The organism is Pseudomonas sp. CMR5c, from assembly GCF_003850545.1.
Lineage (GTDB): Bacteria > Pseudomonadota > Gammaproteobacteria > Pseudomonadales > Pseudomonadaceae > Aquipseudomonas > Aquipseudomonas piscis.
Genome location: NZ_CP027705.1, coordinates 4,783,569 through 4,800,422, shown reverse-complemented (window position 1 = coordinate 4,800,422; position 16,854 = coordinate 4,783,569). Strand labels below are relative to the sequence as shown.

The following is a 16,854-nucleotide window of genomic DNA, read 5'->3' as shown; positions in this document are numbered from 1 at the left end:
GCAGGGGCAGGCTGTTCATATCAGTGCATGGCGCTTGGCCAGGTCCACCAGGGTGTTCATGGAGGTGGTCGCCAGTTTTTGCATGATGCGCTTCTTGTAGGTGCTGACGGTCTTGTTGCTGAGGAACATGCCCACGGCGATCTGCTGGTTGGTCTGGCCCATGGCGAACAGCTGCATGACCATCAGTTCCCGGTCGTTCAACGAGTTGAACTGCGCCAGTTCCAGGGTCTGGCCCAGCGCCACCTGGTTGATCAGCAGGGCCTGGCTGGGGAAATAGTTGTAGCCGTTGCAGATGGCCCTGATGGCGCTGAGCAGCTCGCTCAGGTCCTGCTGCTTGCAGACGAAACCGCTGGCCCCGGCGCGCATGCAGCGATTGGCGAACAGCGTCGCCGACTGGGCGGTCAGGACCAGGGCACGCAAGGGTTTGGGCATGCTGCTGAAGCGTTCCAGGAGCTCCAGGCCATCCAGCTTGGGAATGCAGATGTCGAGGATGATCAGGTCCGGCTCGGATTCGCGGACCATCTGCAAGGCATCGACGCCGTTGTCGGTCTCACCGATGACCACATACCCCTCGTGCTCCAGGAGAAAACGGATGGCCAGGCGTATGACGGGATGATCGTCGATGATGAGTACCGAGCGCATGCAGGCCTCCTGTCGATGAATGGAAAACCCGAACAGTAGCCCAGCTGCCTTGGGGTGGCGTGGCGAAAAAGACCGTGAAGCGAATTCGAGAACGGTCCTACAGCGAATAAGGGGAGGTATTACAAGAGGGTGGTAATCAGAGGAAGTCCCGTGCGGGGAAGGGAGTGGCAAAGGCCGCCCCCAGGGAGGGGGCGGCCGATGCTTCAAGGTGCTTTCTGGTCGATACCGGCCTGCAGCAGTTGGCTGTCACTGTGGCCGCCGACACGCAGCGGGCCCAGGTTGAACACCTGGTCCTTCTGGGTGGCGTCGTCCTGCTTGCGGGTCAGTTCGTTGCCACTGCCCAGGGCCAGGTTGACTGGCGACTTGGACAGGTTGAGCCCGACGTCGACGCGGTAGTCCGAGCCGGCCAGGGCGGTGCTGGTGACTCGCGAGCCGCCCAGGTCGACACGTCCGTCACTGGCGCCGATGCGGGCCCCGGTCAGCCTGGTTTCACCGCTCACCGACAGATTGACGCCCTGCCGGCCACTGATGCCCGAGGCCTGCTGCACGCTGTCCTTGGCCTGGTGACTGAGGTTCAGGTTCAAGGTCGGGGTGTAGGAGGTATTGCCGCTCTTGTCGCCGAACAGCACGTTTTCCGTGGTGTTGGCCACGCTGGCGCCAGTGCTGGTCTTCTCGTTGACCGAGTAGCTGTCGCTCGTCTTGGGCCAGAAGCGGTCCTTCAGGCTGGAGAAGCGATTGCCCAGCGCGTCGGCCTTGTCGGCGAGATAGCCCTTGGCCTTGTCCACGCTGTTGCCGATGGCGCCGCGAGGCTCGGGGTTGACGTCGTAGCTGGCGCTGCGGCTGAGCTTTTCGCCCAGGCGTTCCTTGGCATTTTCGGCCTGGCTGACCAGGCTGTCCTTGGCCGAGCCGAGCTTGTCCACGCCCTTGTCGACGGCGTTCTCGAGTTTTTCCCGGTGCTTGCCGAAGCTCTTCTCGGCCTTGGCTTGCAGGTCGTCCTTGAGCGGACCGGCGGGTTTGGCCAGCTTGCTCACCAGGCCAGGCTGGTTCTTCTCCGCGTCGAGCTTGGCGTCGATGTTGACCTGGGTGGAACGCACCTGGTCCTGGCGGCTTTCGATGGTCAGGTCTGCGCCGATCGCCCCGTCGACCCGCTGGGCGTCGATGTGGGCGCCGGCCAGGTGCACGTTGCCGGCACTGGCGAGCACAACCTGGTCAGCCTTGATCAGGCTGTCATGCTGGGTGCTGTTCTGCCGCCGGTCGACGTCGATCTTGGCCCGGGCGTTGATCCCGTGGGCGTTCTTCGCCGGGCCCTGCTCGGCGTCGGTCGGGGTGGTCTGGCTCAGGTTGGCCCCGGCGCCCAGGGTCAGGCCCCAGTTGTTGTGGACCTGGGTGGCTTGTGCCGACTCCTGGTAGATACCGCCCTGGGCGGCATCGAGCACCACCTTGCCGGCGTCGATCCGGGTGCCTTGCAGGTGGATCGCAGCATCGCCGCTAGCGCCGCTGGCGAGCGTTACCTGGCCCTGGCTGTAGACCTGGCCGCCACGCTGGTCCTGGTCCTGCTCGGAGACCCGACCGATGTTGAAGTTGGCGCTCAGGTTGGCGTTCTTGCCGCTGCTCTGCTCGCTGCTGGACTTGCCACCACCGGCGGTGAAGCCACCGCCCAGGTTGCTGCCCTGGCTGGCGTGGGTGTCGGTGGCTGCTTGCAGGTCGAGCTTGCCGCCGGCATTGAGGCTGACATCCCCGGTGGGGCGCGCGGCGTTGCCGATCTTGGTGCCCTGCAGGATCAGGTTGCCGCCACTTTCCAGCTGCACCTTGCCCTGGCCCTGGATGCTGGCGACTTGTGCCTGGCTGTCCTGTTGGTCCAGGCGCTTGTGGTCCAGCTGGACCCCGGCGCCGACGTTGAGGTTGGTGCCGCTGCTGCCGGGCAGGGTGCCCAGGCTCAGCGAGGCATCGCCACGCAGGCTGGAGTTGCTGCTGTCCTGCTTGTCGTTGGCCTGGTTCAACGCCAGCTCGCCGCCGGCCTTGATCTTCACGTCGCCCTGGCCGCCATTGAACTGGCTGCCTTCGAAACGGCCGTCGCCGGCGACTTTGATCTCCACGCCCTGGCTGCCGGCATAGCTGCCCACCTGGGCCTTCTGGGTGTTGCTGGTGACGGTGCTGCTGCCGCCGGCGCCACTGCCACGGATGTTCAGGTCTTCACCGGTGTTGGTGTAGACCCGTACGCCGACCTTGGCGTCCACCGCCTGCTCGCTGCTGCTGTGGGTGTCCTTGGCGGCGCTGGCCACCAGGCTGCCGGCATCGATCTTCAGCGCGCCGTCGGTGGCGCGGTACTGGGTGCCCTGGTCCTGCAATTGGCCGTCGGCCTTGACCTGGACCTGGCCACCGCTCAACTGGCTGGCCACCGCAGTGCTGGCGCTGGTGTCGAGTTGGCGGTTCTGGTGGCTGACATCCACGTCCAGCCCGATGTTGGGCTGTTCCAGGGCGTCGAGTACCCCGGGTTGGTGGAATTTGCGCTGGGCCACGCCCTGGACGGCTTTCTCGATGGGCCGGGCCACGCCCTTGTATTCGACGTTGGCGCCGACATCCACCGCCCAGTTGTTTTCCTGGTGATGGCTGCTTTCGCTGTTGTGCGCGGCACGGTTGTCGATCTGCCCGGCACTGACCTGCAGCTTGTCACCGGCCTTGACCTGGGCGCCTTCGGTGCTCAGGCGGTTGCCGGCGCTGATGGTCAGGTTGCCGCTGGCGGCGATGTTGCTGGTTTGCGCGGTGCTCTTGCTGCTGCTGTCCTGGCTGCTGTTATGGGCCACCTCCACGCCGTTGCCGGCCCGGTCCAGGCCGCCGGTGTAGTAGAAGCCGCCGCCGGTGGTGGTGCTGTCGCTGTGCTTGTCTTGCTTGTCGTGCGCTGCCAGCAGCTCGACGTTCTTGCCGCTCAGGCTGGCATCGCCGGCGGTGGCCGCCACTTTGCTGCCCTGGATGCTCACGTCCTCGCCAGCGCTGACCGCCAGGCTGGCGCCGCCGAGGCTGGACGCCTGTTGCCGGGTGCTGTCGCTGCTGTCGTTGCGTTGCTGGTCCTGGTAGCGCACGCCGGCCCGGTACTGGCCGCTGCCGGGGGCGGTCTGCTTGGCGTAGGCATCGAAGCCGCGCTGTTGCGAGCTGCTGCTGGTGTGCTGGGTGTCCTCGGCCGCTGTCACCTTGACCGAGCCCTTGGCGCTGGCGTCCAGCTGGCCCTTGGCGCTGACCTGGGAACCACTGACGACCAGGTCCTTGGCGCTTTGCAGCTTGAGGTTGCTGTCCGAGCGCACTTGGCTGCCGACGGTGGTGCTGGCCTTGTCCTGCTGGCGGCTCTCGTCCTTGGCTACGCCGAAGAACTTGCTGTCCTTGCTATGGCTGTTGGCGTGGGAGGTGTCCTGCACGCCGTCGATGGTCAGCGAACCGTTGTCGCTGATGACGCTGGCCTGGGTACCGCCCCTGGCCTGGCTGCCGCTGATGCGCACGTTGTCGGCTTGCACGATCAGCTTGCCGTTGGCATTGACCTTGCTGCCCTGGTTCTGGGTCTTGCCCTGGTCGCCATCGGCGTTCTTGCCGAAGAAGCCACCGCCCACCAGGTCGCCGGAGTAGCGTTGTTCGCTACTGCTGCTGTGGCGGCTGGCGCTGTTGATATCCACGTCCTTGGCGGCCAGGCGGATGTCACCCTGGCTGTGCAGCTCGGCACCCTCCAGGCGCAGCTTCTGCTTGCTCTCGAGTTGCAACTGGTTGCCGCTCTTGAGCTGGCTGGTGATGCTGCGTTGCTCGCTGCTGGCGGTATCCCAGGTTTCCTTCCACAGGTGCTTGCGGTGCTGGCCCTGGTCGCGCTGGGTATTGGTCTCGGTGGCAGCCGTGAGCAGCAGGTCGCCATCGCTGTTGGCGGACAGGCGATTGCCGGCCTCGATGCTGCTGGCCTGGATGCGGGTATTGGCGCCGGACTTCAACTCGGCATCCTGTTGCGCCACCACCTTGTTGCCGTGCTGGCGGCTGTCGCTGCCGGTCTCGGTGCGGTCGTAGGTTTCCCAGGTGATGCCGATGGTGCTGTTGTCCCATTGCTGGCGCTTTTCCTGGAGCTTGCGGCTTTCGATGCTGCTCAGGGTCAGGTTGCGCCCGGCGTCGAGCTTGACGTTGCGCCCGCTGACATCGGTGGCGGCCAGGTCCAGGTCGCGGTGGCCATGCAGGTCGATGTCGCCCTGGCTGCGCAGGTCGGCACGGGTGGCGTCCAGGCTGTTGGCCACGGCCTGGCCGCGGATGTCCAGGTCGCCGGCGGAGCTCAGCTTGATGCCATCGTGACCGTCGATCTGTACCGCGCCAACGCGTACCCCGGCGCCTTCGGCGGTGCTGACGATATTGATCCGCCCGGCGCGCATGGCCCCGAACAGGCTGGCGTCGATGCGTTGTTCCTGGGTATGGCCGGCAGGATCGACCCGGGTTATTTGCCCCTTGGCATCGAGCTGGTTGCGGCCCACGGTCAGGTTCAACTGTTTCTGGGCCGCAAGTTCGCCCTGGCTGTCGATGCGTGGAGCGATCAGATCGATCGAGCCGTTTTCATTACGCAGGCCGCCACTGTGGATATCCAGCTGGCCACGGGCGTCCTGGGTAGTGAAACCTTGCAGCTTGCCACCCTCGAGTTCCGGGCGCCCCACTACCAGGCTGGCGTTGGGGGTGTTGAGGAAGCTGCCACCGTTGACCGAGATGCCGTTGGGGTTGGCCAGCACGAAATCGGCGGCGGTGCCGGCGATTTCCTGGATACCGTTGAGTTGCGAGGCATTGCGGCTGATCACTTCGTTGAGGATCACGCTGGCCGCCTGGCCCTGGAACTGCGGGTTGGCCGCCACCTGGCCAGCCAGTTGCGAAGCTGCCTGGTGCAACACATCGCTGTTGTTGTTGAGCACAACGCCTTGCTGGCCAACGTTGTAGTCCAGGAACTGGTTATGGGACAGGCCGCCGGAGTTGGGCGCGACGATGTTGACGATGGGCACGCCGCCCTGGTCTTGCAGGATCGGCACGCCACCCGGGCCCTCGACCACGGTGATGCCGCTGGCCAGGGCCAGGGGCAGGTGGGAGACCAGCAGCAGGCTGGCAATGGTCCAGCGCAAGGTGCCCTGGGGGGAAAGGTGGAACCTAGTGTTGTCAGGCATGAGAACCTCGTTCTAAGTGGTTGAGCCCGGCGCTTTCTTCGGTGCAACGGCGCGTGGTGCCCAGGTTCATCGATTGGTTCAGGCTAATCGGCGGTTGGTCAGATCTGCAGGCTGATGCGGGCCAGCCAAACCTCCGGCTCCGTGCGCAGCCCCTGCGGGGTGCTGAGGTTGCGCTGGTAGTCGAGGTCGAGCTGGAGTTTTTTCCAGGCCAGGTTCAGGCCCACGCTGGCACCGGCCAGGTGCCGGCTCTGGGCGCCGTGGTCGGCCTTGATCCAGCCGTTATCCAGGCCCAGGCGTGGGGTGAGCTTCACCGGCAGATCGTTGTCCAGGGGCAGGCGCAGGGTGTTGCGCCATACCGCGCCGATGGCGCCGGAAACACTGTTGAGACGATAACCACGCACCGCCGAGTCGTCGGTGCCCAAGAGCTGCTCGATGGCTGGCAGCGGGTCCGGGCTGTACTGCGCCGCCAACTGGCTCTGCCATTGCCAGCGCTGGCCGCCCAGCTGGCCGTTGCGCCACTGGCTGAGGCCGGCGCGGTACTTGCGGAACTGCGCTTTGGGCAGGTTGCGTTGCACTTGCTGTGAGTCGTCGTCGGCGCCGAACCAGGTCAGGCCCTGGGCGTAGCTGGCATCCAGGTTCCATACCGCGCTGTTGAGCCAGAACAGGTTGAGGCCGGCCTCGGCCACGGTCAGGGTCGGGCTCTGGATCTTCAGGTGGGCCTTTTGCAGATAGCTGTCCACATCCTTGTAGGCCAGTTGCAGGTTGGCGCTGAGCTGGTGGCTCTGGCCGCGCCACAGCACCCGGTCGGCGCGAGCGCTGACCATGTCGGTACGGCCACTGTTGTACAAGGTGGTGCGGGCCAGCTTGAGCGGCGCGCGGTATTCGGCATGGCTGGCGAACAGGCTGTAGGTCCAGTAGCCGTAGGGCACCGAGTAGAACAGGCTGGAACTGCGGCTGTAGCGCGGTCCGTGGTTGAGCGTGTCGCTGTAGTTCAGGTTCAGGGCATCGTTGAGCTGCAACGGGCTGTCGAGGTTGAAGTTGATCGACTGCCGGTCGCGGCCGGTGCTGGCACTGCCCAGGTTGTCCAGGCCCAGGCCCAGGCCCCAGCGTGCGGCACTGGTGCGCGAACGCAGGATGATCCGCGAGGCGCCGGGCTGGCTGCCGGGGGCGATGTCGGCGGTCAAGTCCAGTGAACGCAGGCGGTTGAGCTGGTCCAGGCCTTGTTCCAGGTCGCGCAGGTTCAGGGGCTTGCCGAGCATTCCCGGGAACGCTCCGCGCAACGACACCGGCAGGCTCTGGTCGGCCAGCTCGATGGCCTCGACGTAGCCTTCCTCCACCAGGATGTCGAGGCTGTGCCCGGCGGCCGGGGCGGTGGTCAGGTACGGACGGCTGGCGATGTAGCCGGCGTCGACGTACAGCCGGGTGAGGGCGGCCAGCAACTGGTTGATCTGGTTGACCCCCATGCAGGGCGCCACGTACGGCTTGATGTAGTCGTTGAGCCGGGTCTTGCTGAACAGGCTGACGCCGCCGATACGGGTGCCGCTCAAGGGCCAGCAGCGGCTATCGCTGGCCGGCTGCTGAGGTACTTCCGGCGTCACCGGGCTGGCACTGAAGCTGCCGCGCTGCATCTGCCGCTGGCGCTGCTCCAGTTGCAGTTGCTGCAGGTCACGTTGTTGCTGTTGTTGCAGGCGCAGGGCTTCCTGGCCCGGCTCATCGGCCAGGGCCGGGCCCAGCTGCGCCATGCCGAACAGCAGTCCCAGGCACCACACGCCGGTGCGGGGGAGGAGGGAGCGGACAGTGTGTGATGAATGGGGCACTTGGCATCCTTACTGTAAAAAGACCAAGTGACGAACAACAGAGAAGCCGGTCAGCGGGCTCAACTAGTGACGTCGCTTTTAGTTCTGCCCTATGAACATGTTGCGCCGTCGATATCTATATCGGGGGCAAATGTCCAAGTGCTCGAGAGTGACAGTTCCTGAGTGAGTACCGGATGAATCAGTGCAGTTTCAGGTATGACAAAAGGGTTGAGTGAGTTGACCTGGAAACGTTACAGCGCAGAGCAGAATTATTTTTATTCGGGGGCGTTCAGCGGGGAAATTTCCTGTTGAAATCGAGACTATCCGAAACCAAAAAACCTATTTGTATATAAATTGTAAGTGCATAGAAGGCTAACTAAATTTGCGTCATGTCCTTGAAAGGCAAGGCTTGTAGCTGAGATGGCAAAATGCCAAAGGTCGGATGTTTGGTTGGGTTGATGAATAAATGTTTAATTCTGTGAGGGTGGCCGGATATCCACTCGCAGACTAATGAGTGCTTCTAGCTAGTTGGGGATTTGACCTGAGTAGTTGCTCTAGTTTTTGTCTGGGTTGGTTAAATTAGTTTCACTAAGGGTTTTCCCTAGATATCTAATTCTGCTGCTATTGCCCGGTTCATGGGCGTGCTTGGCAAGTATCCGACTGGTGCTGGTGGATAGTGGGCTAGGGGAATCCCCTAGTTGCTGGCGGGGTGGTCGCGAGGCTATCGCGGCCTGTCTCGAAGACCAGGCCGCGGCAGCGCAGGGGTCATTGCGGGCTGGAGCGTCCGGTCATTTCCCGGGCCATTTCGCTGGCATAGCTGTCGGTCATGCCGGCGATGAAGTCGATGACCCGCAGGAAAGCCTTGTGCAATGGCCAGCCTGGGTCCGGGGCGTTGTTGCCCAGCAGGTCGAGAATGCGCCGGTTCTTGAACGACGGGGTCTTGCCGCCATGTTGTTCCAGCGCGGCGCCGCAGAAGGAATTGAGCAGGATCTCCAGGGTGGTGTAGGCGCCGATCTCGTGCAGGGTCTTGCGCTTGTCCTGGAAGATCTTCTTGCGGGCCATGTCCTTGGCGTTGAGCACGCAGCGCTTGGCGGGGCCATGCATGTGCTCCACCAGATCGCCGTGCAGGGTGCCGGCCAGCAGGGCGTCCTGCTGCTCCACGAAGGCCCGTGCGGCGGCGTTGGTCAGGTGCTCGATGGCCTTGCCCCGCAGGATCGCCAGGCGCCGTCGGCGCGAGTCACCCGGGCCCAGCTGGCGGTAGGTTTCCGGCAGGTCGTCGCCCACCAGGCCCAGGAGCAGGGACTCCACCTCGGCATACTCCAGCAGGTCCATTTCCAGGCCGTCCTCGAGGTCGATCAGCGCGTAGCAGATGTCGTCCGCGGCCTCCATCAGGTACACCAGGGGGTGTCGGGCCCAGCGCTGCTCTTCCAGTTGCGGCAGGCCCAGCTTGTGGGCGATCTGCTCCAGCAATGGCAGTTCGCTCTGGTAGCAGCCGAACTTGTGCTTCTTGTAGCCCAGGGAGTCGGCATGGCGCGCGGTCCAGGGGTACTTCAGGTAGGTGCCGAGGGTGGCGTAGGTCAATCGGGTGCCCCCGTCGAACTGGTGGTATTCCAGCTGTGTCAGGACCCGGAAACCCTGGGCATTGCCCTCGAAATTGAGGAAGTCCTGGCGTTCGGCCTCGCTCATCGCATCCAGCCAGCCACGTCCGGCCGCTTGCTGGAACCAATGGCGGATGGCGTCCTCGCCGGAGTGGCCGAAGGGTGGGTTGCCGATGTCGTGGGCCAGGCAGGCCGATTGCACCACCATGCCCAGGTCGCTGGGTTCGCACCATTCAGGCAGGGCGCCGCGCAGGGTCTCGCCCACCCGCATGCCCAGGGAACGGCCCACGCAGCTGACTTCCAGGGAATGGGTCAGGCGGGTGTGGATATGGTCGTTGCTGGATACCGGGTGTACCTGGGTCTTGCGGCCCAGGCGGCGGAAGGCGCCGGAGAAGATGATGCGGTCGTGGTCTTTGTGGAAAGGGCTACGGCCCAGTTCTTCCGGGCTGTGTACTGGCTTTCCGAGGCGTTCGCGGTTGAGCAGGGTCTGCCAATCCAAGGCGGGGTCTCTCCGAAGAAAACGTGAAGCGCCCAGCTTCCGGGTTCCCGGCCATGGCTGCAAGGGGCGCGACGGTAAATGTCCTCGGGGATTCATCAGCGATCTGGCGACGGCCGAAAGCGGCCCCTGGAGTCCGGGAGCCGCTGCGGATGGCCGGGCAAGGAGCAGGGACTACGCAGGCGCTTCAGGATTTACGCGAGGAGCCCTGCAGCACCAGCTTGATCAACGGCAGCAGGCTGGAGCCCAGGCGTACCAGACGGGTCAGGCTGCTGGTACCGCCATTGCGAGCACCCTTGCCGGTAAGAAAGCCCAGCAGGGTCACCACCGCCACGCCCCACAGTGGCGCGTGTTTGATCCCAAGACCTTGCTGCCAGTTCTGCCCCATGCTGCGCATGCGCTGCAGGGGTTGCAGCAGTTGCCGGGTTTCCTGGCGGATCTCCTGGCGGTGCATTTCCATGCGCAAGCGGATCAGGGCCTTGCGCATGTCCCGGCGCGAGGCGTTCTGCGGAATGTCAGGCAACTTCATGGCAGCAGGCGCTCCCGGTCATTGGCCAGCTCTTCGAGGGTGGCATGGAAGGGCGAGGACTCATCGAACACCGCCGATTTCAGGCGCAGGCCGCAGAACAGCGCGGCCAGGGCGTAGAACACGCACAGGCCGACGATGCCGGCCAGGCGATAGGTGTCCCAGAGCAGGATCAGCACCAGTGCCGACAGCCCCACCAGCAACAGCAGGGCGAATACCAGGGCCAGCCCGGCGAACAGCAGCAGGCTCACGGTGCGGGCCTTCTGCTCCTGCAGTTCTATGCCAAATAGCTCTACGTGGCTGTGCAACAAGCCCAGGACTGCCGCCCCCAGGCGCCGTGAGGAAGCGCTCGGGCCGCTGCCCGATGCGCTGGATTCGTCGAGTGCCATATCAGCGCCGCGTCGCCAGGAGGCCAATGAGGAAGCCCACCCCAGCGGCGATTCCCACCGATTGCCAAGGGTTGGCCTGGACGTAGTCTTCCGCGGCGGTGACGGCCGCCTGGCCCCGCTGGCGCAGGGATTCCTCGGTCAGTTGCAGGGTTTCCCGGGCCTTGAGCAGGCTCTCGTGGATCTGCTCGCGCAACTCATCGGCCTGGTCGCCGGCCAGGGTCGCGGTGTGCTCCAGCAGACGCTCGGTGTCGCTGACCAGTGCCTGAAAATCCGCCATCAATACTTCTTGAGCTGTCTTTGCCGTTTTGCTGGCCATGCTGCTGCCTCCTTGGGTGGCTTGTGTGAGCTATGAGTGTGAGCCCCGGATGAAGGTTCACTGAAATTGCCTGGTACAGCTTTTGCTTTGTCCTGGTGCGCAGGCCCCGGGGCCTGCGCCGAAAATGCGCGGGGCTGGCGTGCAAGCCGCGTCAGCCCTGGACGAATCAACCACAACTCCCGGTCATTGTCTTGCCTGCGGTTTCGCGTGCGGCGTGCGGCGCGCCAAAACGGTTCATTGGAGGCGCTTGCCGGCGCCCCCGGGAGCCAATTTGGTGCAGGGCGCGTCGACCGCAGGGCAAGCCGACCGCCATTAGCGGATCTGCCCACTCCATGGAAAACCTGCAAAGCGCTGTGGACACCCTGGTCCACGGTTCCAACACGCTGTTCATTCTGATCGGGGCGGTCATGGTCCTGGCCATGCACGCCGGTTTCGCCTTCCTCGAAGTGGGGACGGTCAGGCAGAAGAACCAGGTCAACGCCTTGTCGAAGATCCTCAGCGACTTCGCTGTCTCGACCCTGGCCTATTTCTTTATAGGCTACTGGATCTCCTACGGCGTGAGCTTCCTGCAACCGGCGGCGGCACTCAGTGCCGACCATGGCTACGGCCTGGTGAAGTTCTTCTTCCTCTTGACCTTCGCCGCGGCGATCCCGGCGATTATCTCCGGCGGCATCGCCGAGCGTGCGCGTTTTGTCCCACAGTTGTGCGCCACGGTGTTGATCGTGGCGTTCGTCTACCCGTTCTTCGAAGGGGTGGTGTGGAACGGCAACCATGGCCTGCAAGCCTGGCTGCAACAACGCTTTGGCGCCGGTTTTCACGATTTTGCCGGTTCGGTGGTGGTGCATGCTATGGGGGGCTGGCTGGCCCTGGCGGCGGTGTTGTTGCTGGGGCCGCGCAATGGGCGCTATCGCGACGGCAAGCTGGTGGCTTTCGCGCCATCGAGCATTCCCTTCCTGGCGCTGGGCTCGTGGATCCTCATCGTCGGCTGGTTCGGCTTCAACGTGATGAGCGCCCAGACCCTGCAGGGCCTGAGCGGGCTGGTGGCGGTGAACTCGCTGATGGCCATGGTCGGCGGCACAGTGGCGGCGTTGATCGTCGGGCGCAACGACCCGGGCTTCCTGCACAACGGGCCGCTGGCGGGGCTGGTGGCGGTCTGTGCCGGTTCGGACCTGATGCATCCGGTGGGGGCGTTGTGCACCGGGGTCATTGCCGGGGCGCTGTTCGTCTGGTGTTTCATCGCCGCCCAGGGCAAATGGAAGATCGACGATGTGCTGGGAGTGTGGCCGCTGCATGGCTTGTGTGGGGTCTGGGGCGGAATCGCCTGCGGGATCTTCGGCCAGGCGGCGCTGGGCGGGTTGGGCGGCGTGAGCCTGGCCAGCCAGTTGCTCGGCACCGGGCTCGGGGTGCTGGTGGCGCTGCTGGGAGGCTTCGCCGTATATGGCGCGATCAAGGCCACCTGCGGCCTGCGCCTGAGCCAGGAACAGGAGTACTACGGTGCCGACCTGTCGTTGCACAAGATCGGTGCGGTCAACCAGGAGTGAGCCGCCATCGTCCCCGGTTGACCATGGGCCAACCGGGGGCACGGCGCACCAAGTTCAGCCGCCCAGCAGGCGCGCCTCGCAAGCTTCGATGGCGTTCTGCGGACCGGACAGCAGCACCCGGTCGCCCGCTTGCAGGCGCAGGCCCGGACCTAGCGGCAGGTCGTGGCCCTGGCGTTGCACGGCGCGGATGTCCACTCCCAGGCGATCCAGGGCCAGGGCTTGCAGCGGCTGGTCGCAGGCATGGGCATCGGCATCCAGGTTCACCGCGTGCATCTGTACGGCAGGCGGTTCGTGGTTGTCCTGGGTATCGCTTTGTCCGCCATGGTAGAAGCCGTGGAGCAGCCGGTAGCGGCTTTGGCGCACTTCATCCACCGTGCGCTGCACCCGCTGCTCGGGCAGGCCCAGCATGATCAGCGCATGGGAGGCGAGCATCAGGCTCGACTCCAGCAGCTCGGGCACCACTTCGTTGGCACCGGCGGCCTTGAGTTCCGCCAACTGGCTGTCGTCCCGGGTGCGCACCAGGATCGGCACGTTGCCGTCCAGGCGCCGGGCGGCCTTGAGCACGGTCAGGGCGATATCGGTCTTGTCCACGGCGATCACCAGCAGCCGCGCGCGCTCCAGGCCGACCGCCGCCAGCAGGTCGCCGCGCCGACAGTCACCGTAATGCACGCAGCTTTCCGCCGCCGAGGCCTCCTGGACCCGCACGGGATCGTCGTCCAGGGCGATGTAGCGCAGTTGTTCGTGGCGCAGGAAACGGCCGATGGACTGGCCGACCCGACCATAACCGCAGATCAGCACATGGCCCTGCAACTGCGCGTTCTGCGCGCTGATTTCCTCCAGCTGCGCAGCCTGGTTGGGCTTGCGGTGCAAGCGCGCGGTGAGCACCGGGGCAGCGCGCAGCAGCAATGGCGTCAGCAGCATCGAACAGAAGGTGGCGGCCAATAGCAGGCTGCTGAGCGTGGACGGGATCATCTGGCTCAGCTGCATCTGGGCCATCAGGGCGAAGCAGAATTCTCCGCCCTGGGCCAGGGCCAGGCCGCTGCGCCAGGCGGTTTCGCCGTCGCTGCCGCGCAGCTTGAGCAGGGCCGCGACCACCGTGCCCTTGACCAGCAGCAGGGCCAGAGTCAGGCCGATGATCAGCAGGCTGTGGTCGATGAACAGCTGCAGGTCGATGAGCATGCCGATGCTGACGAAGAACAACCCCAGCAGGATGTCGCGAAACGGTCGGATATCGGCTTCGATCTGGTGCCGGTAGTGGCTTTCCCCCAGCAGCATGCCGGCCAGGAAGGCTCCCAGGGCCGGCGACAGCCCCAAAAGGTGAGTGAGCCAGGCGGTCAGCAGGACGATCACCAGGGCCAGCAGCACGAAAAGTTCGGCGGAGTGGGAGGCGGCGACCTCGTGGAACAGGCGTGGCAGCAGCCAGCGACTGGCCAGCAGCAGGCCGACGAACAGCACCACGGTCTTGCCCAGGGTCGCGGGCAGGGCCCAGTACCAGGCCTGGTCGGTGCTGCCGGCGAACACCGGGACCAGGGTCAGCAACAGCACGGCCACCACGTCCTGGAACAGCAGCACGCCGATGGCATTCTGGCCGTGGCTGCTGAATATCTCGCCCAGGCTGGTCAGCTCCTTGCTGACGATGGCGGTGGACGACAGGGCCAGCCCGGTGCCGAGCATCAGCGCCGAGCTCAAGGACATGCCGAACAGCGCCAGCAGTCCACCCAGCACCAGGCCGGTGCACAGCACTTGCAGGCTGCCGAGGCCGAAGACCACGCGACGCAGGGCGAGCATCTTCGACAGGGAAAACTCCAGCCCCAGGGAGAACAGCAGGAACACCACCCCCAGCTCGGCCAGGTCCGGCAGGTCCTCGCTGTCGTTGACCCAGTCCAGGGCGGTGGGGCCGACCATCAGTCCGACCGACAGGTAACCCAGCACTGGCGGCAGGCTCAGGCGCCGGAACAGCGCGATGACCACCAGCGAGGAGGCGAGAATGATCAGCAGGTTGGCGAACAACGGTTATCTCCGGACAAGGGACGGCCAGGCAAAGCCTAGAGGCAAAAAGGTCGGAAGGATCCCCCGGCCGGCAGGAAATCGTGCTGATCCAGGTCATTCTTTCGCCAGAGTGTCCCATCTTCACGAGCCTTCGCTATGCTCAGAAACGGTCGATGCGAGTGGCCCCCGGCGGCAAGTGGCCGGGGGGCGACGCAGGGCGATGTTCAGGCAGCCTGTGCCACAGGGGCCGTGCCAGTGGGGAGCCGGAGAGGTTTATGGAGCGTCTGTATTCACTGCAAGGGTTGCGTGGGGCCGCGGTGCTGGGAGTGGTGCTATTCCACATGATGTCGGTGGAGATCAAGTATTCCGGGGGCGACATCCTGTTGCCGGTGTACGTGAACTTCTTCCAGTTGGGGGTCGACCTGTTCTTCGTCATCAGTGGTTTCGTGATGGTGATCGTCAGCCGCGGGCGTTTCCAGAAAAGCGTCGAGACCCAGCGCTTCCTGTTCAACCGCTTGTCGCGGATCTATCCCACCTACTGGCTGTATTTCTTCATCACCCTGGGGGTGTACCTGTGGCAGCCGGCGCTGGTGAACAGCTCCCACGGCGGCTCGAACCTGTGGATGTCGTTCCTGCTGCTGCCCAACGACCGAGTGCTGCTGGTGATGGTGGCCTGGTCGCTGCTGTTCGAGTTGTGGTTCTACCTGGTGTTCACCCTGCTGCTGTTCTTCAAGGAGCGCTGGTTGCCGTGGATCCTGCTGCTGTGGGCGGTGGCGCTGGTGGTCTTCAACCTGTTGCAGGACTGGCAGGACTATTCCCCGGCCCTGAAGATCATGCTGCATCCCTATGCCCTGGAATTCATCGTCGGCAGTGCCCTGGCCCTGTTCTTCTATGGGCCGCACAGCGCCCGGGTGCCCACCTGGCTGGCTTGGGGCGCGTTGGTGGCGGTGCTGCTGGTGGGGTTCCCGTTGATCTACAGCTACCGGCTCTTCACCACCGAAGGCTTGCCGAGGATGCTGGCGGTGGGCCTGGCGTTCGGCGCCTTGGTGCTGTCCCTGGCGCTGTTGGAACGGCGGCAGTTGATCCGGATGCCGGCCTTTCTTACGGCCACCGGCGATATGTCCTACACCATCTACTTGTCGCACCTGTTGGTGCTGGGGGTGATCGGCAGGGCCTGGCAGGTGATCGGAGCCTGGCCCCACAGCCCTGTGGATAACCTGCTGTTCCTGCTGCTGATGATGACGGCGGTGGTCTGTTATGGCTGGGTGGGCTATCAGTTCTACGAGAAGCCGATCCTCGACCGGGCCACGGCCTACTGCAAGCGTCGCTTCAGTTCGGCCGGCAAGCGCAAACACTACGATCCGGTGTAATCCGGGAATCCTTCTGCCTGCTCGGGTAGCCATTCGATGCCGAAAGTTCTCAACGGAAATCTCGACGCCCTCAAGGTCCTGCTCGCGGTAATGGTGGTGATGCTGCACTGCAAGCTGCTGGGGGGCAATTACACCTGGGTCGGCTACCTGTTGTGCAACGGCCTGTTCCGGGTGGCGGTGCCGACCTTCTTCATCATCAATGGCTACTACCTGTACCAGACCCTGGAAGGGGGGCATTCCTTCGCCCAGTGGTTCAAGCGTGGATTGCTGATCTACCTGTTCTGGATGCTGGTCTACAGCCCGCAGTACGTCGATCCGGCGACCATCGCCAGCCTCGGCGGGGTACTGGGGGTGGTGAAGAAGCTGCTGATCGGCTACTTCCACCTCTGGTACCTGCTGGGAATGCTGGGCGGCGGGCTGATCCTTTTGGTGTTGCGCCGCTGGCGTTCGCCGGCACTGATCGGCCTGGCCCTGGCGGCGTTCCTGGCTGGTTTGTGCCTGCAATACGCGCGGGTCTATTTCGAGCTGCCCAACGCCTTTCTCCAGCACTTCAACCAGAACGACTACACGGCGCGCAATTTCCTGTTCATGGGTTTCCCGTTCATGGCCATCGGTTTCCTCTGTGCCCGCCATGAACTGGCGCAGCGTATCGGCCGGCCGCTGCTGTGGGGCTGGCTGGGGCTGGGGTTGGTGCTGATCCTGGGCGAGGCCGCAGTGAATTTCGCGCTGCGGGCGGACGTCGAGCAGAACTTCGATTTCCTCGCATCGCTGCTGGTGATCACTCCAGCGCTGTTCTTGCTGCCCCAGGCTTACTTCCGGGCCAGCCACAGCAACTTCCCGGCCAAGCTGTCCTCGGCGGTGTATTACGTGCACCCTTGGTTCGTCTATGGCGCGCTTGCGGCGGGCATGGCCTATGGCAACCAGATGACGATGCTGGTGTTGGTGCTGGCCTTTGCCGTGGCACCGCTGCTGATCCTGGCCAGCCGCCGGGTGCGCTTCATTCTCTAGGGCGGGTCGACGCTGTTTTCA

At 64.5% G+C, this 16,854-nt stretch carries 11 protein-coding genes; 3 read left to right on the top strand and 8 right to left on the bottom strand.

Annotation, left to right across the window (positions count from 1 at the left end; genetic code table 11):
- Nucleotides 1-15: 15 nt before the first annotated feature.
- The 7 genes from C4K40_RS21885 to C4K40_RS21855 form a co-directional block, all read right to left on the bottom strand.
- Nucleotides 16-642 carry a response regulator transcription factor gene (locus C4K40_RS21885; RefSeq protein WP_022640032.1) on the bottom strand — a complete coding sequence of 209 codons (627 nt, stop codon included), beginning with the start codon at nt 640-642 and terminating at the stop codon, nt 16-18.
- Nucleotides 643-845: 203 nt separating this feature from the next.
- The gene (locus C4K40_RS21880; RefSeq protein ID WP_053133104.1) at nt 846-5,804 is read right to left on the bottom strand and encodes a hemagglutinin repeat-containing protein; all 4,959 of its coding nucleotides are present in this window, start codon (nt 5,802-5,804) and stop codon (nt 846-848) included.
- Nucleotides 5,805-5,902: 98 nt separating this feature from the next.
- A complete protein-coding gene (locus C4K40_RS21875; protein ID WP_172681652.1) occupies nt 5,903-7,546 on the bottom strand; it encodes a ShlB/FhaC/HecB family hemolysin secretion/activation protein in 1,644 nt (547 codons plus the stop codon).
- Nucleotides 7,547-8,365: 819 nt separating this feature from the next.
- On the bottom strand, nt 8,366-9,697 hold the full coding sequence (locus tag C4K40_RS21870) for a deoxyguanosinetriphosphate triphosphohydrolase (RefSeq protein ID WP_022640029.1): 1,332 nt from the start codon (nt 9,695-9,697) through the stop codon (nt 8,366-8,368).
- Nucleotides 9,698-9,881: 184 nt separating this feature from the next.
- On the bottom strand, nt 9,882-10,223 hold the full coding sequence (locus C4K40_RS21865) for a hypothetical protein (RefSeq protein ID WP_022640028.1): 342 nt from the start codon (nt 10,221-10,223) through the stop codon (nt 9,882-9,884).
- On the bottom strand, nt 10,220-10,609 hold the full coding sequence (locus C4K40_RS21860; protein WP_022640027.1) for a phage holin family protein: 390 nt from the start codon (nt 10,607-10,609) through the stop codon (nt 10,220-10,222). The genes C4K40_RS21865 and C4K40_RS21860 overlap by 4 nt, the downstream gene beginning before the upstream one ends.
- Before the next feature lies 1 nt (nt 10,610).
- Entirely contained in the window at nt 10,611-10,925 is a 315-nt protein-coding gene (locus C4K40_RS21855; protein WP_031320244.1) for a YqjD family protein, read from the bottom strand.
- Between the two features lie 332 nt (nt 10,926-11,257).
- Here C4K40_RS21855 and C4K40_RS21850 point away from each other — a divergent pair, with 332 nt between their 5' ends.
- Complete coding sequence (locus C4K40_RS21850; RefSeq protein WP_053133101.1) at nt 11,258-12,466, top strand: ammonium transporter; 1,209 nt, start codon at nt 11,258-11,260, stop codon at nt 12,464-12,466.
- Nucleotides 12,467-12,520: 54 nt separating this feature from the next.
- On the opposite strand, the gene C4K40_RS21845 is transcribed toward C4K40_RS21850, so the two are convergent.
- Nucleotides 12,521-14,476 (bottom strand): monovalent cation:proton antiporter family protein, encoded by a 1,956-nt coding sequence (locus C4K40_RS21845; RefSeq protein WP_022640024.1) that lies wholly within the window; start codon nt 14,474-14,476, stop codon nt 12,521-12,523.
- Between the two features lie 254 nt (nt 14,477-14,730).
- On the opposite strand from C4K40_RS21845, the gene C4K40_RS21840 reads away from it, so the two are divergent.
- Together C4K40_RS21840 and C4K40_RS21835 are read left to right on the top strand one after the other, a co-directional pair.
- Complete coding sequence (locus C4K40_RS21840; protein ID WP_053133098.1) at nt 14,731-15,825, top strand: acyltransferase; 1,095 nt, start codon at nt 14,731-14,733, stop codon at nt 15,823-15,825.
- 36 nt (nt 15,826-15,861) lie between these two features.
- A complete protein-coding gene (locus C4K40_RS21835; RefSeq protein ID WP_053133094.1) occupies nt 15,862-16,833 on the top strand; it encodes an acyltransferase family protein in 972 nt (323 codons plus the stop codon).
- Nucleotides 16,834-16,854: the final 21 nt, after the last annotated feature.

Bases quoted from the DNA above. Each gene is read 5' to 3' on its own strand.
- C4K40_RS21855 (WP_031320244.1), bottom strand. From the start codon at position 10,925: ATGGCCAGCAAAACGGCAAAGACAGCTCAAGAAGTATTGATGGCGGAT.
- C4K40_RS21885 (WP_022640032.1), bottom strand. From the start codon at position 642: ATGCGCTCGGTACTCATCATCGACGATCATCCCGTCATACGCCTGGCC.
- C4K40_RS21880 (WP_053133104.1), bottom strand. From the start codon at position 5,804: ATGCCTGACAACACTAGGTTCCACCTTTCCCCCCAGGGCACCTTGCGC.
- C4K40_RS21865 (WP_022640028.1), bottom strand. From the start codon at position 10,223: ATGAAGTTGCCTGACATTCCGCAGAACGCCTCGCGCCGGGACATGCGC.
- C4K40_RS21875 (WP_172681652.1), bottom strand. From the start codon at position 7,546: ATGGCGCAGCTGGGCCCGGCCCTGGCCGATGAGCCGGGCCAGGAAGCC.
- C4K40_RS21850 (WP_053133101.1), top strand. From the start codon at position 11,258: ATGGAAAACCTGCAAAGCGCTGTGGACACCCTGGTCCACGGTTCCAAC.
- C4K40_RS21860 (WP_022640027.1), bottom strand. From the start codon at position 10,609: ATGGCACTCGACGAATCCAGCGCATCGGGCAGCGGCCCGAGCGCTTCC.
- C4K40_RS21835 (WP_053133094.1), top strand. From the start codon at position 15,862: ATGCCGAAAGTTCTCAACGGAAATCTCGACGCCCTCAAGGTCCTGCTC.
- C4K40_RS21840 (WP_053133098.1), top strand. From the start codon at position 14,731: ATGGAGCGTCTGTATTCACTGCAAGGGTTGCGTGGGGCCGCGGTGCTG.